Origin of the sequence: Mycobacterium sp. D16Q16, assembly GCF_002013745.1 — a bacterium.
Lineage (GTDB): Bacteria > Actinomycetota > Actinomycetes > Mycobacteriales > Mycobacteriaceae > Mycobacterium.
Window position 1 is genome coordinate 1 of record NZ_MAEY01000010.1, and the last position, 23,101, is coordinate 23,101.

At 65.3% G+C, this 23,101-nt stretch carries 20 protein-coding genes and 1 pseudogene; 13 read left to right on the forward strand and 8 right to left on the reverse strand.

Features of this window, described 5'->3' with window-relative positions; all coding sequences use genetic code 11:
* Positions 1 to 202, reverse strand: a pseudogene (locus tag B4394_RS11045) (hypothetical protein); the annotation flags it as partial.
* A 69-nt stretch (positions 203 to 271) separates the two neighbouring features.
* The gene (locus B4394_RS11050; RefSeq protein ID WP_078315046.1) at positions 272 to 679 is read right to left on the reverse strand and encodes an MmcQ/YjbR family DNA-binding protein; all 408 of its coding nucleotides are present in this window, start codon (positions 677 to 679) and stop codon (positions 272 to 274) included.
* 52 nt (positions 680 to 731) lie between these two features.
* Here B4394_RS11050 and ligA point away from each other — a divergent pair, with 52 nt between their 5' ends.
* Positions 732 to 2,777, forward strand: a complete 2,046-nt coding sequence (ligA, locus tag B4394_RS11055) for an NAD-dependent DNA ligase LigA (RefSeq protein ID WP_078308898.1) — start codon at positions 732 to 734, stop codon at positions 2,775 to 2,777.
* 80 nt (positions 2,778 to 2,857) lie between these two features.
* On the opposite strand, the gene B4394_RS11060 is transcribed toward ligA, so the two are convergent.
* Positions 2,858 to 4,726 carry a glycosyltransferase family 39 protein gene (locus B4394_RS11060; RefSeq protein WP_078308899.1) on the reverse strand — a complete coding sequence of 623 codons (1,869 nt, stop codon included), beginning with the start codon at positions 4,724 to 4,726 and terminating at the stop codon, positions 2,858 to 2,860.
* A gap of 80 nt (positions 4,727 to 4,806) precedes the next feature.
* The gene (locus B4394_RS11065; RefSeq protein WP_139360116.1) at positions 4,807 to 5,463 is read right to left on the reverse strand and encodes an ACT domain-containing protein; all 657 of its coding nucleotides are present in this window, start codon (positions 5,461 to 5,463) and stop codon (positions 4,807 to 4,809) included.
* Between the two features lie 52 nt (positions 5,464 to 5,515).
* Here B4394_RS11065 and gatC point away from each other — a divergent pair, with 52 nt between their 5' ends.
* From gatC to gatB, 6 genes are all read left to right on the forward strand, one after another.
* Positions 5,516 to 5,824: an Asp-tRNA(Asn)/Glu-tRNA(Gln) amidotransferase subunit GatC gene (gene gatC / locus B4394_RS11070; RefSeq protein WP_078287447.1), complete on the forward strand. Its 309-nt coding sequence runs from the start codon at positions 5,516 to 5,518 to the stop codon at positions 5,822 to 5,824.
* On the forward strand, positions 5,821 to 7,299 hold the full coding sequence (gatA, locus tag B4394_RS11075; protein ID WP_078308901.1) for an Asp-tRNA(Asn)/Glu-tRNA(Gln) amidotransferase subunit GatA: 1,479 nt from the start codon (positions 5,821 to 5,823) through the stop codon (positions 7,297 to 7,299). Before gatC ends, gatA begins: the two co-directional genes overlap by 4 nt.
* A 377-nt stretch (positions 7,300 to 7,676) precedes the next feature.
* Positions 7,677 to 7,892, forward strand: coding sequence for a hypothetical protein (locus B4394_RS25170; protein WP_139360117.1), 216 nt, complete (start codon positions 7,677 to 7,679; stop codon positions 7,890 to 7,892).
* Positions 7,893 to 7,922: 30 nt separating this feature from the next.
* Positions 7,923 to 9,419, forward strand: a complete 1,497-nt coding sequence (locus tag B4394_RS11085; RefSeq protein ID WP_078315048.1) for a carboxylesterase/lipase family protein — start codon at positions 7,923 to 7,925, stop codon at positions 9,417 to 9,419.
* A 37-nt stretch (positions 9,420 to 9,456) separates the two neighbouring features.
* On the forward strand, positions 9,457 to 10,488 hold the full coding sequence (locus B4394_RS11090) for an ATP-dependent 6-phosphofructokinase (protein WP_078308903.1): 1,032 nt from the start codon (positions 9,457 to 9,459) through the stop codon (positions 10,486 to 10,488).
* Between the two features lie 191 nt (positions 10,489 to 10,679).
* Positions 10,680 to 12,179, forward strand: a complete 1,500-nt coding sequence (gene gatB / locus B4394_RS11095; protein WP_078315049.1) for an Asp-tRNA(Asn)/Glu-tRNA(Gln) amidotransferase subunit GatB — start codon at positions 10,680 to 10,682, stop codon at positions 12,177 to 12,179.
* Here gatB and B4394_RS11100 read toward each other — a convergent pair whose 3' ends face one another.
* Complete coding sequence (locus B4394_RS11100) at positions 12,180 to 13,343, reverse strand: PQQ-dependent sugar dehydrogenase (protein WP_078287453.1); 1,164 nt, start codon at positions 13,341 to 13,343, stop codon at positions 12,180 to 12,182.
* 70 nt (positions 13,344 to 13,413) lie between these two features.
* Between B4394_RS11100 and B4394_RS11105 the strand changes: the two genes are divergently transcribed.
* Together B4394_RS11105 and B4394_RS11110 are read left to right on the forward strand one after the other, a co-directional pair.
* Positions 13,414 to 14,220, forward strand: a complete 807-nt coding sequence (locus B4394_RS11105; protein ID WP_078315050.1) for a DoxX family membrane protein — start codon at positions 13,414 to 13,416, stop codon at positions 14,218 to 14,220.
* Positions 14,221 to 14,441: 221 nt separating this feature from the next.
* A complete protein-coding gene (locus B4394_RS11110; protein ID WP_078309022.1) occupies positions 14,442 to 16,136 on the forward strand; it encodes an APC family permease in 1,695 nt (564 codons plus the stop codon).
* Here B4394_RS11110 and B4394_RS11115 read toward each other — a convergent pair.
* A complete protein-coding gene (locus B4394_RS11115) occupies positions 16,133 to 17,305 on the reverse strand; it encodes an FAD-dependent monooxygenase (RefSeq protein ID WP_078315051.1) in 1,173 nt (390 codons plus the stop codon). The genes B4394_RS11110 and B4394_RS11115 overlap by 4 nt on opposite strands.
* 77 nt (positions 17,306 to 17,382) lie before the next feature.
* On the opposite strand from B4394_RS11115, the gene B4394_RS11120 reads away from it, so the two are divergent.
* Entirely contained in the window at positions 17,383 to 17,853 is a 471-nt protein-coding gene (locus tag B4394_RS11120) for a MarR family winged helix-turn-helix transcriptional regulator (RefSeq protein ID WP_078315052.1), read from the forward strand.
* On the opposite strand, the gene B4394_RS11125 is transcribed toward B4394_RS11120, so the two are convergent.
* Positions 17,850 to 19,325, reverse strand: a complete 1,476-nt coding sequence (locus tag B4394_RS11125; protein ID WP_139360118.1) for a gamma-aminobutyraldehyde dehydrogenase — start codon at positions 19,323 to 19,325, stop codon at positions 17,850 to 17,852. The genes B4394_RS11120 and B4394_RS11125 overlap by 4 nt on opposite strands.
* Before the next feature lie 122 nt (positions 19,326 to 19,447).
* Here B4394_RS11125 and B4394_RS11130 point away from each other — a divergent pair, with 122 nt between their 5' ends.
* The 3 genes from B4394_RS11130 to B4394_RS11140 are packed head-to-tail and all read left to right on the forward strand — an operon-like array spanning position 19,448 to position 22,565.
* Positions 19,448 to 19,954: an Lrp/AsnC family transcriptional regulator gene (locus B4394_RS11130; RefSeq protein ID WP_078308908.1), complete on the forward strand. Its 507-nt coding sequence runs from the start codon at positions 19,448 to 19,450 to the stop codon at positions 19,952 to 19,954.
* Entirely contained in the window at positions 19,951 to 21,336 is a 1,386-nt protein-coding gene (locus B4394_RS11135; RefSeq protein ID WP_078315054.1) for an aspartate aminotransferase family protein, read from the forward strand. Before B4394_RS11130 ends, B4394_RS11135 begins: the two co-directional genes overlap by 4 nt.
* Before the next feature lie 2 nt (positions 21,337 to 21,338).
* Entirely contained in the window at positions 21,339 to 22,565 is a 1,227-nt protein-coding gene (locus B4394_RS11140) for a saccharopine dehydrogenase family protein (RefSeq protein ID WP_078308910.1), read from the forward strand.
* On the opposite strand, the gene B4394_RS11145 is transcribed toward B4394_RS11140, so the two are convergent.
* Positions 22,562 to 22,954, reverse strand: coding sequence for a PH domain-containing protein (locus tag B4394_RS11145; RefSeq protein ID WP_078315055.1), 393 nt, complete (start codon positions 22,952 to 22,954; stop codon positions 22,562 to 22,564). The genes B4394_RS11140 and B4394_RS11145 overlap by 4 nt on opposite strands.
* Positions 22,955 to 23,101 lie beyond the last annotated feature (147 nt).

Below are 23,101 nucleotides of genomic sequence, written 5' to 3' on the forward strand. Positions count from 1 at the left end.
CGGTATCCATGGCGCAATGGCCCGCAGTGAGGCCGAAACGTACATCGGGATCGACGAAGCCCAGCGTGCAACTCTGCGTTCCCTGGATGATCTCCATCCCGGGAAACACGAGGGGCCCATCGGCCAGGGCCGGGGGCGCCATGGCGACTGCGGTCAGCGCGGCTGCGCCGAGAGCACCGCACAATCTGCTAGCAACAGACAATTTGCATCCCAGCCTGTCTCTCTGAGTGGTAGGCAAAGCGTGAAACTGAGTGTAGGGATTGTCCGGGGATCAGTCGCGCTGATCGAGCAGCTTGATCAGCCTCTTGGTGGCGATCAATCGATAGGACGCATCGAGAAGCTCGGCAACCTCGTCCCAGTCCACGTCGGTGGTGCTGACATCCAGGCCGAGCCAGCCAAAGGGCCCCATGTAGGCCGGGTAATAGAAGCGTTCGTCCTGCAAGAGAGCGGGGCGCTCCGAATCGTCCACCTTGACCAGCACCGAGTAGGGGTAGGCGGTCATCTCGCCCCGGGTTGTGCCCTTGGCGTTCCCGCCGAACATCGCGAAGATCTTTCCGGCCTTGAAGACGGGTCTGCCCCAGGAGATCTGTTCGGTGGCCTCGGGCAGTGCGAGAGCCAGCTCGCGTAGTTCGGCCAGACCCGGATCGTCCTCGGTGAACATAATCGGGTGTGTGCCCATGGGCACATCGTAGGGTTCCGGTGCTGTCGGGCGGGTCCGTTAGCCTGCCGGTATGGATCCCGACATCCAGCGCCAATGGGGTGAGCTGGCCGAAGAGGTGCGCGGTCACCAGTTCCGCTACTACGTCAAGGACGCCCCCGTCATTTCCGATGGCCAGTTCGACGAGCTGCTGACGAGGCTGACGGCGCTGGAAGAGCAGTACCCGGAGCTGCGCACTCCGGATTCGCCGACGCAGCTGGTAGGTGGAGCCGGTTTCGTCACCGAGTTCAGATCGGTCGATCACGTGGAGCGAATGCTGAGCCTGGACAACGCATTCAGCTCCGAGGAGCTGGTGGCCTGGGACGCGCGGGTGCGCGGCGATATCGGTGAAGAACCCGAGTACCTGTGTGAGCTGAAGATCGACGGTGTGGCACTCGCGCTGGTCTACGAGAACGGCGTGTTGGTGCGCGGGGCCACCCGCGGGGACGGACGTAGCGGTGAGGACGTCACCCTGAATGCCCGGACCATTGAGGATGTGCCGGAAAGGCTCACGGGGTCAAAGGAATACCCGATACCCGCGCTCTTGGAGGTGCGTGGCGAGGTGTTTTTCCGGCTGGAGGACTTCGAGGTGCTCAATGCCTCGCTGGTGGAGGAGGGCAAGCCGCCGTTCGCCAATCCGCGCAACAGCGCCGCGGGCAGCTTGCGGCAGAAGAACCCGGCCATCACCGCCAGACGCCGGCTGCGGATGATCTGTCACGGACTTGGCCGTGCCGAGGGCTTCGCGCCCGAAAGCCTGCATGACGCCTATTTGGCGTTGGGGCAGTGGGGGTTACCCGTATCTACTCACACCACCAAGGTGCGCGGTATCGCGAAGGTCCAGGAGCGCGTCAACTACTGGGCCGAGCATCGTCACGATGTGGAACACGAGATCGACGGCCTTGTCGTGAAGGTAGATACGGTATCGCTGCAGCGTCGCCTCGGTAGCACCTCGCGGGCGCCGCGCTGGGCCATCGCGTACAAATATCCGCCCGAGGAAGCCACGACCGAACTACTCGACATCCGGGTGAGCGTGGGCCGTACCGGCCGGGTCACGCCCTTCGCGTACATGACCCCGGTCAAGGTGGCCGGGTCCACGGTGTCCCTGGCCACCCTGCACAACGCCTCCGAGGTCACGCGCAAGGGAGTGCTGATCGGTGACACCGTGGTGATCCGCAAGGCCGGGGACGTCATCCCGGAGGTGCTGGGGCCGGTCGCCGATCTACGCAACGGATCCGAACGCGAATTCGTCATGCCTACAACATGTCCGGAATGCGGGACCACGTTGGCCCACGAGAAGGAGGGCGACGCCGATATTCGCTGCCCCAACTCACGCAGCTGCCCGGCGCAGCTGCGTGAGCGGGTTTTCCATGTGGCGGGGCGTGGCGCCTTCGATATCGAGGCGCTCGGTTATGAGGCGGCGATCGCGCTGCTCTCGGCCGGGGTCATCGAGGACGAGGGCGACCTGTTCAGCCTCACCGCCGATGATCTGCTGCGCACCGATCTGTTCACGACCAAGAACGGATCGTTGTCCGCCAACGGAAGCCGATTGCTGGACAACCTGGATAAGGCGAAACAACAGCAGCTGTGGCGTGTATTGGTGGCGCTGTCGATCCGCCACGTGGGCCCGACCGCGGCACGCGCCCTGGCCACCGAGTTCGGTGAACTGGAAGCCATCGAGGGCGCCTCCGTCGAACAACTGGCCGCCGTCGAGGGTGTGGGAACCACGATCGCCGCGGCCGTGGTGGATTGGTTCAGCGTTGACTGGCATCGCGCCATCGTCGACAAGTGGCGCGCCGCGGGCGTGCGGATGGCCGATGAGCGCGACGAGTCCATACCGCGCAATCTGGAAGGCCTGTCGATCGTCGTTACCGGTTCACTCCCAGGGTTTTCGCGTGATGAGGCCAAGGAGGCCATCATCGCGCGGGGTGGCAAGTCTGCGAGCTCGGTGTCCAAGAAGACGGCATTTGTCGTCGTCGGCGACGCGCCGGGGTCCAAGTACGACAAGGCCGTTGAGCTGGGGGTGACGATCCTCGACGAGGACGGCTTCCGGGCACTGCTGGCCGACGGGCCGCCCGCCTAGCGCCGACAAGTCCGATGCCGAGTGTGAAGCTGTGGCGAGAAATCGCCCGGAATCTCGCCACAGCTTCACACTCGGCGTTTCTAGGGTTTCGGCGGCACCGACAGGTCGAACACCCGAAGATCTCCGTAATCCTTTGAGGAGAAGTGGGTTTCGACCCACTTCTGGACCTCGTCGGTCACCCGCTTGGTGTCGCCGTCCTTCTGCGGCTGCTCCTCTTGCTTGTCTTTGTCCTTGACGGACTCGGCATAGAACTCGACGGTGCCATCCTGCGTGTAGTCGATGAACTGCTGCAGGGTGATGGGGTTGTCGCGTCCGGAGAACCCGCCGATCGCCATCACGGGCGCGTTGGTCTCCAGCTGAATGGGAGCGGCCGTGCGGGTATTGGTGGTCGCCACCGGCCACCGGGCATCGGAATCCCTGATCAGCGCCGCCAGTGCGGGATCGAGCGGCTTGGGCTCCCGCCCACCGAACTTGTCGTCGTCGGGCATCACCGGGCCGGAGGTGGACAGCCCACCGACCTTGGGCGTGGTGACGTTCGCGATGGTGAAGGCGATCGACCCGCCCAGCGAAACCGCAAGGGCCAGTGTGGCAATGGCGTAGCGCAGCCGGGCGTTGCGCTCGAGCGCGCCAAGTGTCAGGGCAATGGCCGCGGCGATGCCGCCGATCAGCAGGACCCAGCGCAGCCACGGCAGCCAGGCCGGTATGCGCCGGAGCAGGACGAACGCCATGATGGTGGCGCTGAGCGTGAGCGCACTGAGCCCCAGCTTGCCGATTCGCTCGGATCGATGCCGCCATAACAGGACCGTGCCGATGGCCAGGGAACCGGCGATAGCGGGGGCCATGGCCGAGGTGTAGTAGGGATGGAACTGCTTGGCCATGTAGCTCAGGATCACGTAATTGGACACCATCCAGGTGCCCCACAGAATGAGCCCTGCCCCAGCGGGATTGGTGGTGATCGCACGCAGGCGGCCCAGCCAGCCCTCGGTCTGCGGGGTCCTGCTGACGATGGCGAGTCCGAGGATCAGTGCGATGAGCGCGGTGGGCAACAGCCACGCGATGTGGTCGGCCTGGGTGTCCTGGAACAGGCGGAAGATGCCTGGGGTACCAGAGAACGAGGGTCCGCTGCCGCGGCCGCCTTCGCCCATTCCATTCGAATCGTCGCCGAGCAGGCGGTCCAGTCCGTTGTAGCCGACTGCCAGGGTCCATTCGCTGTTGTCGGTGGAGTTGTCGACGTACGGACGGCTGGCCGCCGGGGTCAGTGCGACCGCGGCCATCCACCATCCCGACGAGACCAGCAGCGCCGCGCCGGCGCCGAGCAGATGCACGAGCGTTGTTTTCCAGGGCCATTTCGCGCACACCAGATAGGCGAGGAGCAGCGCGGGAGCCACCAGTAGCCCTTCCAGCGTTTTGCACAGGAATGCGAAACCGATACCCACGCCGGCCAGCGCCAGCCACCCGGCCGCGTTGCGAGAGCGCTCGGAGTCGATTGCGCGCGTGGTGAAGTACGCGGCCACCACCATGCCGAACACCATCGGTGCGTCGGGGTTGGAGTGCCGGAACATCACCGAGACGACGGGGATCAGCGCGAACAGGGCCGCCGCGAGCAGGCCTGCGCTCGGACCGGCCTGGCGCCGGACCGTGGCGCGAATCAGGGCGGCGCTGACGATCGCCAGTACGGCCTGCGGAATCAGCATGCTGGCGCTGGAGAAGCCGAAGATTCTGGCGGACAACCCCATCAGCCAGAGACCACCGGCGGGCTTGTCCACCGTCACGTAGTTCTGCGGATCGAAGCTGCCGAAGAACCAGGCCTTCCAGCTCTCGCTGCCCGATTGGACGGCCGCCGCGTAGAAGGCGTTGGACCAGCCGTTATGGCTGATGTCCCAGAGATACACCACGGTGATCGTCAGCAGAATGGCGGCGAAGATGAGTCGTTCACGAGTCCTGCTCATGGACGCGTCGATATCAGTCACGCCAGTGAGTGTGCCGGGCGATTCCGGGAGACGGCTGTACCGTTCCTGTGAAGCGGCCGCTACCGCACCAAGGTTGCGACGATGCCCGCCAGGTAGCCCAGACGGGCGACCTCCGAGGGCCGAAACTCCGGGCCGCCGGGACGACCCAGCACGACGGCGGTGTCACCCGAGCCCAGCGGTGCGGCCGCCAAGGTGGTGTCCATGTCTTTCCACAGCTGCGGCACCCAGTCGGCGGCGGTGTCGAGGACCTGCGCTCCGTCCAGCGGTAACCACGGGGCTGAGGTCGCCTGGGTCTCCGGAGCGCCGGAACTCCCGGCCACTCGAATGAAGCCGCTGCCGTCCTGCCGCACCACGGTGCACCAATTGGCGCGCAGCACATGGGGGGCTTCCTGGGCGAGTACCTCCAGACGGGCGGATGCCGCGGCGGCGGCCACCCTGTCGATGAGTTCCAGCTCGCGATGCGCCTCCAACAGGCCCGTGTGCGGGCGGATGGAATGCACATGCACCCCGTTCAGCGCCTCCGCGGCAGTGAGCAACGAATCGGGCATGGCCCCCGGCGGCAGGTCGATGACCAGATCGTCGATGGCATAGCCCGGGCCGCGCTCGACGACGTCGAGGGACAGGATGTCTGCGCCCACCGTGCCGAGCGCGACGGCGACCGATCCGAGACTGCCGGGACGGTCGGCGAGCTGCAGGCGCAGCAGATAAGACGGCACGTCCAACACTGTGGCACAGGTCAGGCACTGCCGCCCTCTAGGCTATCTAGCCGTGAGCGCCATATCCCGTGACGAGGTCGCGCACCTGGCCAGACTGGCCAGGCTTGCGCTGACGGACGCTGAGCTGGACGGATACGCCGGGCAACTCGACGCGATCCTCGGCCACGTCAGCCAGATCAGTGCTGTTTCCACCGATGAGCTCGACGAGGTGGACGCGACGAGCTCTCCGCTCGATGCGGTCAATGTCACACGGCCCGATGTGATTGCCGACTGCCTGACCCCCGATCAGGCGCTGGCGCAGGCTCCGCGGGTGGCGGAGGGGCGCTTCGCGGTGCCGCAGATTCTGGGGGAAGAAGAGTGACCGATCTGATCAGGCAAGACGCCGCCTCTCTGGCCGCGCTGATTCATGCGGGCGAGGTGTCATCCGTCGAGGTGACGCGCGCGCATCTGGATCAGATCGCCAGTACCGACGAGACCTATCGAGCCTTCCTGCATGTGGCGGGAGAGCAGGCACTCGCCGCTGCCAAGGACGCCGACGACGCGATATCGGCCGGATCGGTAGCGTCACCGCTTGCCGGCGTTCCGCTGGCGCTCAAGGACGTCTTCACCACCAGCGATATGCCGACCACCTGCGGGTCCAAGATCCTGGAGAACTGGGTTCCGCCCTATGACGCGACGGTCACCGCGCGGCTGCGCGCGGCCGGGATCCCGATCTTGGGCAAGACGAACATGGACGAGTTCGCGATGGGTTCCTCCACCGAGAACTCCGCGTACGGACCCACCCGTAACCCGTGGGACATCGAGCGGGTGCCGGGCGGTTCGGGCGGCGGTAGCGCGGCCGCTCTGGCCGCGTTCCAGGCGCCCCTGGCCATCGGCACCGACACCGGCGGCTCGATCCGTCAGCCCGCGGCACTTACCGCGACCGTCGGGGTCAAGCCCACCTACGGAACGGTGTCGCGTTATGGCCTGGTGGCCTGCGCGTCATCCCTGGACCAGGGCGGGCCCTGCGCGCGCACGGTGCTGGATACCGCGCTGTTGCACCAGGTGATCGCGGGGCATGATCCGCGCGACTCCACCTCCGTCGATGAGCCGGTGCCCGATGTCGTGGCCGCCGCTCGTGCCGGTGCCGCTGGCGACCTCAAAGGCGTTCGCGTCGGGGTGGTCTCGCAGTTGCGTGGCGATGGGTATCAGCCGGGCGTGATGGCATCGTTCGACGCGGCCGTCGAACAGCTGACCGCGCTGGGCGCCGATGTGGTTGAGGTGTCCTGTCCCCACTTCGAATACGCACTTCCGGCGTACTACTTGATTCTGCCGTCCGAGGTGTCCTCCAATCTGGCTCGGTTCGATGCCATGCGGTACGGCATGCGCGTGGGCGACGACGGAACACACAGCGCCGAGGAGGTCATGGCGCTCACCCGGGCCGCGGGCTTTGGCCCAGAGGTGAAGCGGCGCATCATGATCGGCACGTATGCGTTATCGGCGGGGTACTACGACGCCTACTACGGCCGGGCGCAGAAGGTGCGCACCCTGATCAAACGCGATCTGGAGCAGGCCTATGAGCAGGTGGACGTGTTGGTGACCCCGGCGACGCCCACCACCGCATTCCGGTTGGGGGAGAAGGTCGATGACCCGCTGGCCATGTACCAGTTCGATTTGTGCACGCTGCCGCTGAATCTGGCCGGGCACTGCGGAATGTCGGTGCCGTCCGGACTGTCTGCCGATGACGGGCTTCCGGTGGGTCTGCAGATCATGGCTCCCGCACTTGCCGACGACCGGCTGTATCGGGTGGGGGCGGCCTACGAAACAGCCCGCGGCCCGCTGCCCTCGGCGCTTTAGAGATTCACAGGTAACTATCAGCGTTCTGTACGGGCGCTAGCCGTAAGAGCTGTCATATTTGCATATATGCATATGAGAGTTCGGTGTGGCGGTACGGTGATCGCCGCCGGTGTGGTGGCGGCGATACCGGGTGTTGTGGCGGTGTCACAGGCCGTCCCGGCAACGCAGCAGGTGCCGGTCCGATGTTCAGTACAGACGGACACCACCTGCGATTACTCCGGCGATCCACACCTGACCGCGCGACCGAACCCGGGCAATATGGTGCCGCGGGCGACCGTCCCGCAGACAAAAACACGCCCCAGTACCGTCTTGCCGCGACCGTGACGCGCATCCATAGAGCGTCGAGAGGTCTGCTTGGCGCGGTCAGTGTGTGTGCGATGGTTTTCGCCGGTGCGGTGTGGACGAGCCACACCGAGGCTCCCGAGGCGGCAGTCCAGGTGAAACCCGTGGATTGCGGGGGACCGGTGGACCGTGACTGTCTTCCTGCCGGTGACCGTCACCTGTCGTCGACGCCCGACCCCGGGAATGCTCCACCGTCTGCCACCATCGTGACGACCAGGCCGGGCCCCACGACGGTGCGCCCCGGGCGATGACGACGCGCCCCGGGGGCTAGGTTGGCATCCGTGGCAGCGGCGCCGAAGCGGGTAAGAGTCAACAGTGGCGTCGTCGAAGGCTTTGTCCGGCGCGGAATGCGCCGTTTCCGCGGGATTCCCTACGCCGAACCGCCGGTGGGGCCGCTGCGACTGCGGGCGCCGCGTCCCGTACAGCCCTGGGAGGGCGTCCGGCGCTGCACAAGATTTGGCGCGGTGCCGTACCAGCCCAAGGTGTTCACGCCACAGAAGCGGCGCAGCGAGGACTGCCTCTCGCTCAATGTGGTGACGCCGGAAGAGTTACCGGATGGTCCGCTGCCGGTCATGTTCTACATCTACGGCGGCGGATACTTTCTCGGCGCCAGCGCCTCGCCGCCTTATGAGGGGTCGATATTGGCGCGCCGTGGATGCGTCTACGTGTCGGCGAACTATCGCGTGGGTGCACTGGGCGCCTTCGATCTGTCCGCGCTGTCCGACGACGAGCATGTCATCGAAAGCAACGTGTACCTGCGTGATCTCGTGCTGGCTCTGCAGTGGGTCCGTGACAACATTCGCGCCTTCGGGGGCGATCCGGACAATGTGACCATCTTCGGGGAGAGCGCGGGCGGCAGTGCTGTCGAGACTCTGATGGCCACCCCGGCCGCCGCGGGGCTGTTCCATCGCGCGATTATCCAGAGCACCGCCAGCGGCCTGGCCGCCAACGCCGACGCGATCGCGCATGACGCCCGGCGTTTCGCTGAACTGCTCGGCGCCGCACCCGATAACGCCGCGGCGACTGTCATGAATGCCTCGCCACGGCGGCTGCTGCGCGCACAGCGCACGTTGATCGCGGAGGGCAGCTTCCCGTTCGGTCCTTCGGTCGACGGCGACTATCTGCCGAAGCCTCCCGTAGAAGCGATGGAACACGGTGAAGCGCAACGTGTTCCGCTGATCGTTGGCAGTAACGCCGATGAGGCCAGGCTCTTCACGAAGGTGATCAAGGCGATGCCGTTGTCCGAGCCCGAGCAGCGGGAAATTCTCGCGGGCGGGGGCTCCGGTTATCGGGAACGAATCCTCGCGGCCTATCCGGGATATCCGTCGAAGGAAGCGCGGTTGCGGCTCGCGGGGGACATGTTCTTCACGTCCTCGGTGTGGCGGATTGCCGGAGCGCATCAACAGTTCGCGCCGGTGTACGTCTACCGATTCGACTATGCGCCCTGGACTGTGCGGGCGGCTGGTTTGAAAGGGTCGCACGCTACCGAGCTGCTGGCGGTCTTCGGCAGTTATCGCGGTCCTGCCGGGCCGCTGTTGGCCGGCAGCCTTACGCATCGCGATGCCTCACGTGTGGTTGACGACATGCAACAACGCTGGGTAGCTTTCGCGCGCAACGGTGTTCCCAGTGAGGACTGGCCGTTGTACCGCGGTCCGGAATGGCCTGTAATGGTCTTCGACAGTGCGACACGTGTCGAGCAGAACCTGGGCGCCGACCGTCGTGAGGTGTGGGCCGGGTTCAGGCTGAGCGTTCCGAGTCGCCTCCCGAAGGCTCCGTAGCGCTGCCGTCTCACCCGCTGCCGGGCATGATGGGGCTATGCGTATCGGAGTGCTTACCGGTGGAGGAGACTGCCCAGGGCTCAACGCGGTCATCCGCGCGGTGGTTCGAACCTGCGCCAACCGCTACGACTCCCAGGTGGTCGGATTTCAGGATGGCTGGCGCGGGCTGCTGGAGAATCGGCGCATTCAGCTGGCCAATGACGATCGCAACGACCGGCTGCTGACCAAGGGCGGCACGGTGCTCGGCACCGCGCGCACCAACCCCGACAAGCTGCGTGCCGGGCTGGACCAGATCAAGCAGACCCTCGATGACAACGGGATCGATGTACTCATCCCGATCGGTGGGGAGGGCACGCTGACGGCGGCCAGCTGGCTCGCCGACGAGAACGTGCCCGTGGTGGGGGTGCCCAAGACAATCGATAACGATATCGATTGCACCGATGTCACTTTCGGGTTCGATACGGCGCTGACCATCGCCACCGACGCCATCGACCGGCTGCACAGCACGGCCGAATCGCACCAGCGCGTCATGCTGGTGGAGGTGATGGGCAGGCATGCGGGGTGGATCGCGCTACACGCCGGGCTGGCCTCCGGCGCCCATATGACACTGATCCCCGAAGTACCGTATGACGTGGAAGAGGTGTGCCGCCTGATCAAAGGCCGCTTCCAGCGCGGGGATTCGCATTTCATCTGCGTGGTGGCCGAGGGTGCCAAGCCAGCGGAGGGCTCAATGGAGTTACGCGACGGGGGAATTGACGAGTTCGGGCATCAGCGGTTCACCGGTGTGGCTCAGCAGCTGGGCGTCGAAATCGAGAAGCGCATCAACAAGGAGGTCCGCACCACGGTGCTGGGCCATGTGCAGCGCGGCGGCACCCCGACACCGTTCGACAGGGTGCTCGCTACCCGGTTCGGTGTGAATGCCGCGGACGCCGCCCATGCCGGCGAGTACGGGGTGATGGTGTCGCTGCGGGGCCAGGACATTGGGAGAGTGCCGTTGTCAGAGGCGACCCGCCATCTCAAGCTGGTCCCGAAGAATCGTTACGAGGACGCGGCCGCCTTCTTCGGCTGAGGAACGTCGCCCGTGTAGTCGCCGAGCGCATACCCGGTGTCGATGATTCTTGCGATGCACCGGCGTGCGGTATGCGCTCGAAGGATTGGCCTGCTGGGCACGGCCAGCTCAGCCTGGGGCAGGCGCTACCTGCGTTTTCTCCGCAACACGCGTCTGCTTGGCCGGCAATGCCGACCCATTAGGATCGCAGCATGACAGAACTGCTGGACTACGACGACGTGCTGACCCGATACGAGCCGGTGCTCGGTATGGAAGTCCACGTCGAACTGTCCACGGCCACCAAGATGTTCTGCGGCTGCCCGACGGTGTTCGGCGCGGAGCCAAACACGCAGATCTGCCCGGTCTGCCTCGGCCTGCCAGGCTCGCTGCCGGTTGTCAATGAGAAGGCCGTCGAATCGGCCATCCGTATCGGACTGGCGCTGAACTGTGAGATCGCCCCGTGGGGCCGGTTCGCCCGCAAGAACTACTTCTACCCGGACCAGCCGAAGAATTACCAGATCTCCCAGTACGACGAGCCGATCGCGTTCAACGGTTACCTCGACGTTCCATTGGACGACGGCACCACCTGGCGGGTGCAGATCGAGCGCGCCCACATGGAAGAGGACACCGGCAAGCTGACGCATATCGGCGGCGAGACCGGTCGCATCTCCGGGGCAACCGAATCCCTGCTCGATTACAACCGTGCCGGCGTGCCGCTGGTCGAGATCGTGACCAAGCCCATCGAGGGCACCGGGGAACGGGCCCCGGAGATCGCTCGTGCCTACGTGACGGCGCTGCGGGATCTGTTGCGCGCCTTGGATGTTTCCGATGTGCGCATGGATCACGGGTCTATGCGCTGCGATGCGAATGTGTCGCTGATGCCGACCGGTGCCGGCGAGTTCGGCACCCGTACCGAGACCAAGAACGTCAACTCACTCAAGAGCGTCGAGGTAGCGGTCCGCTATGAGATGCGCCGTCAGGCAGCTGTTCTGGATGCGGGCGAGGAAGTTATTCAGGAGACGCGGCACTTCCTGGAGCAGGACGGCTCCACCAGTGCGGGGCGCCGTAAGGAGACCGCCGAGGACTATCGGTACTTCCCGGAGCCGGACCTGGAGCCCGTCGCGCCGAGCGTCGAGCTGATCGAGGGGCTGCGCGGCACCCTTCCCGAGCTGCCCTGGCTGCGGCTGGGGCGCATTCAGCAGGAGTGGGGCGTCTCCGATGAGGTAATGCGCGACCTGGTGAACAACGGTGCGGTCGAACTCGTACAAGCCACCGTCGCCGAGGGAGCCAGCAGCGAAGAAGCACGCTCGTGGTGGGGGAACTACCTGGTGCAGCAGGCCAATTCACGGGAGGTCGAGCTGTCCGAGCTTCCGATCACGCCGACTCAGGTGGCCGCCGTTGTCACGTTGATCAACGACGGCAAGCTGTCCAACAAGCTGGCCCGACAGGTGATCGACGGGGTGCTCGCCGGTGAGGGTGAACCCGAGCAGGTGATGACCGCTCGTGGGTTGGTGGTGATGCGCGACGATTCGCTGATCCAGGCCGCCGTCGATGAGGCACTGGCTGCCAATCCAGATGTCGCGCAGAAGATCCGCGACGGCAAGGTGGCAGCCGCGGGTGCCATCGTGGGCGCGGTGATGAAGGCGACCAAGGGCCAGGCCGACGCCGCGCAGGTCAAGGACCTGGTGCTCAAGGCCTGCGGCCAGGGCTAGTTAGTCCAGGTCGTCGTTGGCCCGGGGGAACCCGCCGCCCTTCGGGAACAGTGGGAACACCACGTCCTCGGTGGGAGTGGCGGTGCCGAAGTCCTTGTTGATGGAACCGCCCCAGACGTTTCCGTCGGCCGAGAGCTTCAGCGCCCGCACATGACCGTGCTGCTCCTTCTGGCGGAGCACCTCGGGATCGCCGGTGACCGCACCGGTTTCGGGGTTCTGGCGCACCACCACGGTGGTCTGGTTGAACACCAAATTGACCATCACCGAGCTGTCCAATGCGGCGCAACCGGCCACCCCGGGCTTGTCCGGCCACGTCCAGACCGTTGAGATCTTGCCGTCCTTGGTGAGCTTCTGCAGCCGATCGCCCGCGGGTGCGCGGTCGGTGACATATAGCGCGCCGTTGGCGGCATCCACACACATGGCACCGCCGTCACCGAGGCCGCTGATCGCGGTCGTCGGCGCGGCCTGGTCGATGGTGGTGGGCTGCTCGATGCGGATCACCTTGCCGGCCAGAGAGTTCGGATCATTGGCTGCTGCCGCGTTGCCACCGGTGCCGGTCTGTACCACCAGTGTGGTGGGGCTGATGAACGCCAGCGATCCCGCATTGCCATTGGGTCCCTTGGGGATACCGGTGAGGATGTCCTTGGGTACGTCGCCGTCGGCGACACGTATCACCCGGTTGTCGGTAGGGGTGCTGATGTAGGCGTACATCAGCCGGTCCTGCTGGTAAGAGGGGGAGAGCACGATATCGGACAGTCCGCCGTCCCCGGACGGGTCGACGGGGATGGTCGTCTTCACCTTCGGTTCGGCGCTCGTCGCGATCTCTTTGATGACACCCGTCGCGCGCTCGGCGACCAATGCGGTCTTTCCGTCGCTGCCCATGATGAGTCCGCTGGTGGCCTCCAGGCATCCCTGCATCACACCGTCGGCGGGGCACTGCTTGGGGAACGGTTTACCCGGCAATGGCGGCGGCGGGGTGGTCGTGGTCTGGGCAACCCCGCGCCGGGGAACCTCGGTAAACGGCTGATCCTGGGTCGGATCGAACCGCACACATCCCGATAACAGCGTCACCGTTCCGGCCAACGCCGCCATCGAACCGACAAGCAGTCTTTTCCCCGATGGCTCATTGATCGGTCCCGTCGAGGGGCTGGAGCGAATGAGCATGCCCGCAAGATTACGGACCTTACGGCGTTGCTCGCCACATTCGGGGCTCCAATGGACTTACGCTGAGCCCGTGACCGGTCATTCGGACGATCCGCAGGCGTGGCGTAAGCCGCCCGAGCTGGTCGACCCTGAAGACGATGTGCCGTCGGCCACCTATGGCGGCGATTTCGAGACCACGGCAATCCCGCATTACCAGGCGGAGAAGCTGACGAGCTCCCACGATGTGAAAGAGGTTGGACCGTTGTACGATCCAGCGCCGCTGCCCTATGCCGAGCCTGCCACCACGCAAATATCCTCCGAGGCGGTGCAGGCGCGACATGCCGCGCCGTGGGGTACCCAGGACCCGACGGGCGATCGTCGTGGCACTCAAGATCTCGGACTGTTGTTGCTGCGTGTCGGGGTGGGCGCGGTGCTCATCGCGCACGGGCTGCGCAAGGTTTTCGGCTGGTGGGGCGGGACCGGACTCAACGGATTCGAAGCAACCCTGAGTGACCGGGGCTTCAAATACGCCGACATCCTTACGTATATCGGCGTGACGGCGGAGCTCGGCGCCGGGGTGCTGCTGGTTCTCGGCCTGCTCACGCCACTGGCCGGTGCGGCCGCGCTGGCCTTCATGGCCAATGTGCTGCTGTCCGACATGGTGTCCGACAAGGCGAACCGCTACGCGATCTTCTGGCCCGATGGGCACGAGTTCGAGCTGTTGATGATCGTCGCGATCATCGCCGTGATCCTCGTCGGCCCTGGCCGGTACGGGTTCGACGCCGGACGGGGCTGGGCCCGCAGGCCGTTTGTGGGGTCCTTCGCCGCAGTGCTGCTGGGTCTGGGTGCCGCGGCCGCCATCTGGGTGTTCCTCAACGGAACAAATCCACTGGCTTAGTCCGCACCTCTCCCGCGCCGACACGCCGCATTGTGCGTCGGCGACTCGAGAAATGCGTCGTAAACCGTAGTTTCGCTGCCGGTTCGGTACACCGACACGACGGCGGCCTCGTTGCTGAATCCGGGGTCTGAGGGTGTTATTCCAACGAATTCCGCTCATGTTGGGCGAAATCTCAACGGAAACCGTATTCTGCTCGCATTCCGCCGAGCAGGGAGATGCCGATGAGCGCAGACAGTGCAGTGGAGAGCAAGGGGCTCAAGGGCGGCGCGATGGGGCTGCTGTCCAGCGTCGTCGTTGGGCTCGCCTCGACGGCACCGGCCTACAGCCTGGCTGCCACCCTGGGTTTGATCGTCGCCAGCGGCGGTGCCCTGCTCGCCGGGGTCAAGGCGCCCGCCATCGTGCTGATCTCGTTCATCCCGATTTATCTGATCGCGGTGGCCTATCAGGAGCTGAACAAGGCCGAGCCGGACTGCGGCACCACCTTCACCTGGGCGTCCCGTACCTTCGGGCCGATTGTCGGATGGCTCGGCGGCTGGGGGATCATCGCCGCCGACGTCATCGTGATGGCCAACCTGGCCCAGATCGCGGGCGCCTATTCGTTCACCTTCGTCGGTGATCTGGGGTGGACCGCGGCGGCGAGTCTGGCCGACAGCACGCTGTGGTCGACAGTGGCGGGCGTTCTTTGGATCGTGATCATGACCTACATCTGTTACCGCGGTATCGAAGTCTCGGTGCGCCTGCAGTACGGGCTCTTACTGGTCGAGATGGTGGTCCTGGTCGCCGTGTCGATCATCGCGTTGATCAAGGTCTATACCCATAACGCCGAGGCCTACTCCCTGCTGCCCTCGTTGTCCTGGTTCTGGCCCGGAGGTATGGATTTCGGCACCGTCATCGCGCCCGCCGTGCTGACGACGATCTTCATCTACTGGGGTTGGGATACCGCGGTGGCCTGTAACGAGGAGTCGGATGACCCGGGACGCACGCCCGGACGCGCCGCGGTGCTGTCCACGTTCCTGCTGCTGGCCACCTATGCGCTGGTCAGCGTGGCAGCCGTGGCGTTCGCGGGCGTCGGCACCGAGGGGATAGGCCTGGGCAATCAGGAGAATGCCGCCGACGTGTTCGCGGCCATCGGTCCCGAACTGTTCGGCGATAGCTTCCTTGGGCATGTGGGGATGCTGCTGTTGTCGGCCTCCATCCTCACGTCGGCCTCGGCCTGCACCCAGACCACGATCCTGCCCACGGCCCGCACCACGCTGTCGATGGGTGTCTACAAGGCGCTGCCGGATTCGTTCGCGTCGATCCACCGCACGTATCTGACGCCCACCACCTCCACCGTGGCGATGGGTGCGGTCTCGATCGCGTGCTACGTGCTCTTTACGATCATCAGCACCAACCTGCTGACGGCGCTGATCGGATCGGTCGGCCTGATGATCGCCTTCTACTACGGGCTCACCGGTTTCGCGTGTGTGTGGTTTTACCGCCGGACACTCACGCAGAGCCTGCGCAATTTCATGATGCGTGGTGCGATCCCCTTGCTCGGCGGAGTCGCGCTGACGGTCATCTTCGCTTACGGGCTGATTCAGTACGCCAAACCCAACTGGCTCATCGATGACGCCGGTAACAACGTCACCGTCTTCGGATTCGGTGCGGTGGCGGTGGTCGGTATCGGCGCGCTGGTGCTCGGCGTCGTGCTGATGCTGCTGTGGCGGGTGGCGGCGCCGCCGTTCTTCCAGGGGGCGACGCTGCCACGGCGCAGTGCCGACCTGGTGCTTGCTCCTGCCGGGGCCACCGCGCATTTCGGACTGCCCGATGCGGTGGAGGCGCAGCAGACCGTGATCGCCGGCGATCTGTCCAATCTTCCGGAAGGGGAGGTCGCGGTGAATCCGCAGACGGGTGAGGAATTCAGCAGGGATTAGAGCGAGGCAAGCGCCGTGCCAGCCGCAGTTGCAGCGTCGTAATCGGGAATCCAGTTGCCGGTGAGGATTTCGATGAGCTGTGCCGCTTGCTGCTGTGCAGTCAGGTCAACAGAGCGATAGACGTGCCCTGACTGGCGGGCATTCTGTTGAACTCGGGTGGTGCGATCACGCCGCAGCGACTCGTACAAGGCCAGCCGCCGGGGGACGTCAGCGGCCGAGGCGCCTGCCAACACGGTGGCCAGCACGACGGCGTCCTCGATCGACATGTTCGCGCCCTGGCCGAGGTGCGGAGTCATCGGATGCGCGGCGTCACCCAGCAGTGCGATGCGATCGGTGGTCCACCGGCTCAATGGCTTTCGGTCGTATAGGCCCCAGCGGAAGGTCTCCGTCATCGCTTCCACCACACGCTGCACCGGCCGATCCCACCCCGCGAACTCGGCGGCCAGTTCCGTGACGTCGCCGGGGGCGGTCCAGGATTCCTCGGCGTCGAGATTGCTCGGGGTGAAGGCCACCACGTTGAGCAGCCGGCGTTGAGAGACCGGGTAGATCAGGAAGCTGCGCCCGGGGCCGAGCCACATCTGCATGCTGTCCAGATCGATCGCGCCACCGAGGCGTTCCACCGGGATCAGGCCGCGATAGGCCATGATGCCCTCACTGGACAGCTCAGCCGGGTTGGTCACTACGCGCTGCACCACCGAGTGGATACCGTCGGCTCCCACCGCGATATCGGCGCGCTCCTCGGAGCCGTCGGCGAAAAGGATGCGCACCTCGTCGGCCGTCTCGACGATGTCGCGGCAGGGGCGTTCGAGGTGAACGGTTCCTACGGGCAGTGCACTCAACAACGCTTGCTGCAGTTCGCCGCGGTGCGTGGGGAGGGAGGTCACCGGGCGATCTGGGCTCACCGATGGCCAGGCCGGGGGCACCGGCACGCTTTCTCCCTGCCACGTGTGCCAGCGCGTGCGTTCGATCGGGGTGCCCACGGCGCGTACCCGCTCGCCCAGGCCTACTGCGTCGAGTGCGCGCAGACCGTTGCTCGCGACGACCACACCCGCGCCCACCTCGCGCAGCTCGTGTGCCTTCTCATAGACGGCGACGTCGATATCGTTGGCGCGCAATGCAGCTGCTGCCGTCAGCCCGCCAATTCCGGCGCCGATGATCGCTACCCGCATGAGTTCGTCCTTTCCTTGGCCCTCGTCAATAAAGTTAGCATGCTAACTATTGCCATGCTAACCCTTAGACTGTCGGGGTGCCAGGACAACCGAGTGGAAACAGTGCGCGCGAGATCGAAGAGCTTGTCGCGGCCACGGATGCGCTGTACTTCGCGATGCGCCGGGGGCGAACGTCGCCCTCGGGTACTCAGGCGGGTATGAGTCGCTCGCAGCTTGAGCTGATGGCGCCGCTGCTCGATCGGGATTCGATGTCCGTGAGTCAGCTCGCCGGGACGGCAGGAGTGGCAGTGCCGACGGCCACCCGGGCGCTCAAGCAGCTGGAGGAGCGAGGGGTGATCGAGCGCGCTCGATCGTCATCGGATGACCGCCTGGTCCTGGTGGGCCTGACCTCCACCGGGCGCTCGCAGGTCATTAAGGCACAAGCGGCCTTTCGGGCGCGACAGCACGGGGTCTTCGCGGAACTGACCAGTGCCGATCGCCGTACCATGACCGCCAGCCTCACCCGGCTCGCGGCGCTCATCAACGACAATGTGGACGCGCGGGCCTAGCGTTTCGCGAAAATAATTCGGTGCCAGTCTTTTTCGGCGGTTCCGGTAATGTCGCTCATGACGTGTTTGATGGTCAGGTACTCCTCAAGGGAGTAGTCGGACATATCCTTGCCGAATCCGGATGCGCCGAATCCGCCGTGCGGCATCTCGCTGACGATGGGGATGTGATCGTTGATCCATACGCAACCCGCCTTGATTTCCCGCGATGCCCGCTGCGCGCGATAGACATCGCGTGTCCACGCCGAGGCGGCGAGACCGTAGGCGGTGTCATTGGCCTGCCGCAGAGCGTCGTCGTCATCGGTGAATGAGCGCACGGTGAGCACCGGGCCGAAGATCTCGTCGCGGTAGACCTCGGAGGCCTCCGCGACATCGGCGATCAGCGTGGGCCGGTAGAAGCATCCCGGTAGGTCGGGGGAGCTTGCGCCGGTGACGATTCGGCCGCCCTGGGCGGGGGAGCGGTCCACGATGCTCGATACCTTGGCGCGGTGCGCGGCCGAGATCAGCGGTCCGATATCGGTGGTGGGGTCCATCGGGTCGCCGACGACGACCCTGCTCATCACCTCACCGACCCCGGCGACGAAGTCGTCATACAGATCGCGGGCGACGATGGCCCGCGTCGCGGCCGTGCAGTCTTGGCCGGAGTTGATGAGCGCTCCGGCAACCGCGCCCTGGATCGCCGCATCCAAGTCGGCATCGTCGAACACTACAAAGGGGGCCTTGCCGCCGAGCTCCAATTGTGTTCGGTGGCCATGAACCGCCGCTGCCGCCATCACCTTTCGGCCGATGGCGGTGGACCCGGTGAAGGTGACCAAATCTACGTCCGGATGGCCGGCGAGTGCACCACCGGCGGCATCGCCGCGCCCGGTGACGACGTTGAGCACGCCAGGAGGCAGTCCGGCCTCGACGGCCAGGCGTGCCAGGGTGAGCGTGGTCAGTGGTGTCAGTTCGCTCGGTTTGATCACCACCGTGCATCCGGCCGCCAGCGCCGGCAACACTTTCCACACCGCCATCTGCAGTGGGTAGTTCCAGGGAGTGATGGTGGCGACCACCCCGGCAGCCTGCCGGCGGATGCTGGAGGTGTGGTCGGCCGAGTATTCGGCCGTCGCCTTGCCCTCCAGATGTCTTGCAGCACCGGCGAAAAACTCGACATTGTCGATGCTGCCGGGTACATCGAACTCGGAGGCCAGCCGCACGGGTTTACCGGTCTGGGCGACCTCTTCGGCCACCAGCGTGTCGGCATTGGCAGCCATCACGGCCGCGAGTTTGGCCAGGACATTCGCGCGGTCGACGGGTGTCGCGGACGCCCAGGCGGGCCCCGCGGCCTTGGCCGCCAACACTGCCGCATCCACATCGGCAGGGGTGGCGAGGCTCAACTCTGCGACGGTCGTACCGGTCGCCGGGTTGATGACGCGGTGCGCTTCGCCGTTGGTCGTGACGGGGCGGCCATTGATCCAGCTGCTGGGAACGATCACCTGGCCACGGTATCGAAAATCGGTGCCTGTATCCACGGATTCCATCGTCAATAGTCCACTCTTCGCGGTAATTCGTCGTAAAACATTGCAAGAACCGATGGAATCCGTGCACAATCGAGCTCGTGGCCAACACGAAACGACGTTTGTTGCGGGTCGCTGATCCGGGTAACGGCTCCGCGGCATTCCAGCTCGATGATGCGTCCAAGGCGATCGTCGAGGAGCTTCAGCAGGACGGGCGGCGCCCGTACGCGACCATCGGCAAGTCGGTCGGGCTCTCGGAGGCGGCAGTTCGGCAGCGTGTGCAACGCATGATCGACGCCGGTGTCATGCAGATCGTGGCGGTGACCGACCCCATGCAGCTGGGGTTCGCGCGCCAAGCCATGATCGGCATCAAATGCTCCGGTGACACCACCGAAGTGGCCGATCGTCTGGCGGAACTGGACGCAGTCGACTACGTGGTACTGACCGCCGGAACCTTCGACGCGATCGTCGAAGTGGTCTGTGAGGACGATGACGACCTGCTGGATCTGCTGAACAAGCAGATTCGTGCGGTGCCAGGGGTGACCTCCACCGAAACCCTGGTCTATCTGAAATTAGTGAAACAGCAATATAATTGGGGTACTCGGTGACAACCGTCGATGTAGCACACGATATTTCCGGCGACCTGCAGCAGAAGGCTTCCCGTCATCTGTGGGGTCACTTCGCCCGGCACGGTGAGGGCATCTCTGTGCCCATCATCACGCGCGGTGAGGGGGTAAGGATCTGGGATGACCGCGGTAAGAGTTACCTCGACGGCCTCTCCGGACTGTTCGTCGTACAGGCCGGGCACGGTCGCGCCGAGTTGGCGCAAGCGGCGGCCCGGCAAGCTGAGAAACTTGCCTTCTTCCCGCTGTGGTCGTACGCCACCCCGACTGCGATCGAGCTGGCCGATCGCATCGCCGGATACGCCCCGGGCGACCTGAACCGTGTCTTCTTCACCACCGGTGGGGGCGAAGCGGTGGAGAGCGCGTGGAAGCTGGCCAAGCAGTTCTTCAAGCTGACCGGGAAACCCGGTAAGCACAAGGTTGTTTCGCGGGCCATCGCGTATCACGGAACCCCGCAGGGCGCATTGGCCATCACCGGGCTGCCCGCGTTCAAGGCGCCCTTCGAACCCCTGACCCCGGGCGGGTTCCGCGCACCGAACACCAACTTCTATCGGGCGCCGGAGCCATACGCGCATGATCCCAAGACATTCGGGCGTTACTGCGCCGACCGGATTGCCGAGGCGATCGAGTTCGAGGGACCCGACACCGTCGCGGCGGTGTTCCTCGAACCCGTCCAGAACGCGGGCGGTTGTTTCCCTCCGCCGCCGGGCTACTTCGAACGGGTACGCGAAATCTGCGACGAGTACGACGTGCTGCTGGTGTCCGATGAGGTGATCTGCGCCTTCGGTCGCATCGGATCGATGTTCGCCTGCGAGGATTTCGGGTATCAGCCGGACATCATCACCTGTGCCAAGGGCATGACATCCGGGTATTCGCCGATCGGGGCGATGATCGCCACGGATCGCCTGTTCGAGCCGTTCAACGACGGCAAGACCACCTTTCCGCACGGATATACCTTTGGTGGACACCCTGTCTCGGCGGCGGTGGCACTTGCTAATCTCGACATCTTCGAACGTGAGGGACTCAACGACAGGGTGCGGGAGAACGCGCCGGTGTTCCGGGCCACCCTGGAGAAACTGCACGACCTGCCGATCGTCGGTGATGTGCGCGGCGAGGGGTACTTCTACGGGATCGAGTTGGTCAAAGACAAAGCGACCAAGGAGACGTTCAGCGGCGAGGAGAGCGAGCGGCTGCTCCGCGGCTTCCTGTCCACGGCGTTGTGGGACGCGGGTCTGTACTGCCGCGCCGACGACCGTGGTGACCCGGTGATTCAGCTTGCGCCACCGCTGATTTCCGGGAAACCGGAGTTCGACGCGATCGAGGACATTCTGCGCGGTGTGCTCACCGAGGCCTGGGCCCGGTTATAGGTATGAGAGTCCTCATCGTGGGTGCCGGGGGAGTGGGCAGCGCGGCCGCGTTCATCGCGGCCCGTCGAGAGTTCTTCGAGGCGCTGGTGATCGCGGACTACGACATGGCGCGGGCGCAGGCGGTGGTGGACCGTCTCGGCGATCCACGGTTCACGGCGGCCCGCATCGATGCCTCCTCGGCCGAGGATGTCGCGGCGCTGTGCCGCGAGCATCGAATCACCCATGCGCTCAACGCGGTTGATCCTCGATTCGTCATGAGCGTCTTCGGGGGATGTTTCGCGGCGGGGGTCACCTACCTCGATATGGCGATGAGCCTGTCGCATCGCCATCCGGACAAGCCCTACGAGCTGCCCGGGGTGATGCTCGGTGACGAACAGTTCGCCATGTCCGAAAAGTGGGAGTCCGAGGGGCTGTTGGCGCTGGTGGGCATCGGCGTGGAGCCGGGCCTCAGTGATGTGTTCGCGCGGTATGCCGCCGACCATCTGTTCTCCGAGATCGACGAGCTGGGCACCCGGGACGGCTCCAACCTGGAGGTCCAGGGGCACCGGTTCGCTCCGTCGTTCTCCATCTGGACGACCATCGAGGAGTGCCTCAATCCCCCCTTGATCTGGGAACGCCATAGAGGGTTCTTCACTACCGAGCCCTTCAGCGAACCCGAGGTCTTCGACTTCCCGGGAGGCATCGGCCCCGTCGAATGCGTCAACGTCGAGCACGAGGAAGTGGTGCTCATGCCGCGCTGGGTAAATGCCCGGCGGGTGACGTTCAAGTACGGCCTCGGTGCCGAGTTCATCAATGTGCTGCGCACGCTGCGTCTGGTCGGGCTGGACAGCACCGACCCGGTGAGCGTGCACGCGCAGGGCGGCGATGCTGCCGTTAGCCCTCGCGACGTGGTGGCGGCGTGCCTACCGGATCCGGCCGGGCTGGGGCACCTGATGCGTGGGGCCACGTGTGCGGGGCTGTGGGTGACCGGTACCGGCAAGGACGGCAAGCCACGCGAGGTCTATCTGCACCACGTCGTCGACAACGAATGGACGATGGCCCGCGACGGCGCGCAATGTGTGGTGTGGCAGACGGCCGTGAACCCGGTCGTGGCCCTGGAGCTGCTCGCCGAGGGTGCGTGGAGCGGCACGGGTGTGCTGGGGCCGGAGGCCTTCGACAGCCTGCCGTTCCTGGATCGGCTCAATACCTTCGGCGCGCCGTGGGGCATGCAGGAGCGCGCGGTCGCCTAGCCCCGCTCGAGCCCCTGGTAGGGATTCGGCACCCGGCCGTTACTGGCCGCGGACAGGATGGGCAGCGTCGAGAAGGTGACTGCCGGCAGGCGCAGGGCGGTGCCGTCGACCAGCTCGGCCCGTGCCCAGGCGTGCTTGTCGAATCCGATCCCCTTGACCTGCGTCCAGGGGAGCTTGCGAGTAGCCGTCAGTGTTCGTACCTGCACCGACTGGGTGTCGACCGCGGTCTGGTACCGAAAGACCGCATAGGAGAAGGCGGCGGGGATGACCAGCAGGGGCGCGAGGACCGGGAGATATAGGACGAATGTCAGGATGCCGAGCGCCAGAAACCCGGACATGAAATGCGCCATCGGCGACGTCCTGATCACTGTGCGTTTCTCCTCGGTCATCTACCCATTGTCGCCGACAGCTACGTCATGGCGAGAATTCGGGCCTCGAACTCGCGGTGGCTTCACGCTCGGCGAAGCCGCTCCTAGCAGGGATTTGACTCGGACCTCCAGAAACGACTACCGTACGCGGTGTGAACAACCCCGCCT

Bases quoted from the DNA above. Each gene is read 5' to 3' on its own strand.
- gatB (WP_078315049.1), top strand. From the start codon at position 10,680: ATGACAGAACTGCTGGACTACGACGACGTGCTGACCCGATACGAGCCG.
- B4394_RS11110 (WP_078309022.1), top strand. From the start codon at position 14,442: ATGAGCGCAGACAGTGCAGTGGAGAGCAAGGGGCTCAAGGGCGGCGCG.
- B4394_RS11100 (WP_078287453.1), bottom strand. From the start codon at position 13,343: ATGCTCATTCGCTCCAGCCCCTCGACGGGACCGATCAATGAGCCATCG.
- B4394_RS11060 (WP_078308899.1), bottom strand. From the start codon at position 4,726: ATGAGCAGGACTCGTGAACGACTCATCTTCGCCGCCATTCTGCTGACG.
- B4394_RS11140 (WP_078308910.1), top strand. From the start codon at position 21,339: ATGAGAGTCCTCATCGTGGGTGCCGGGGGAGTGGGCAGCGCGGCCGCG.
- B4394_RS25170 (WP_139360117.1), top strand. From the start codon at position 7,677: ATGGTTTTCGCCGGTGCGGTGTGGACGAGCCACACCGAGGCTCCCGAG.
- ligA (WP_078308898.1), top strand. From the start codon at position 732: ATGGATCCCGACATCCAGCGCCAATGGGGTGAGCTGGCCGAAGAGGTG.
- B4394_RS11090 (WP_078308903.1), top strand. From the start codon at position 9,457: ATGCGTATCGGAGTGCTTACCGGTGGAGGAGACTGCCCAGGGCTCAAC.
- B4394_RS11050 (WP_078315046.1), bottom strand. From the start codon at position 679: ATGGGCACACACCCGATTATGTTCACCGAGGACGATCCGGGTCTGGCC.
- B4394_RS11115 (WP_078315051.1), bottom strand. From the start codon at position 17,305: ATGCGGGTAGCGATCATCGGCGCCGGAATTGGCGGGCTGACGGCAGCA.
- B4394_RS11145 (WP_078315055.1), bottom strand. From the start codon at position 22,954: ATGACCGAGGAGAAACGCACAGTGATCAGGACGTCGCCGATGGCGCAT.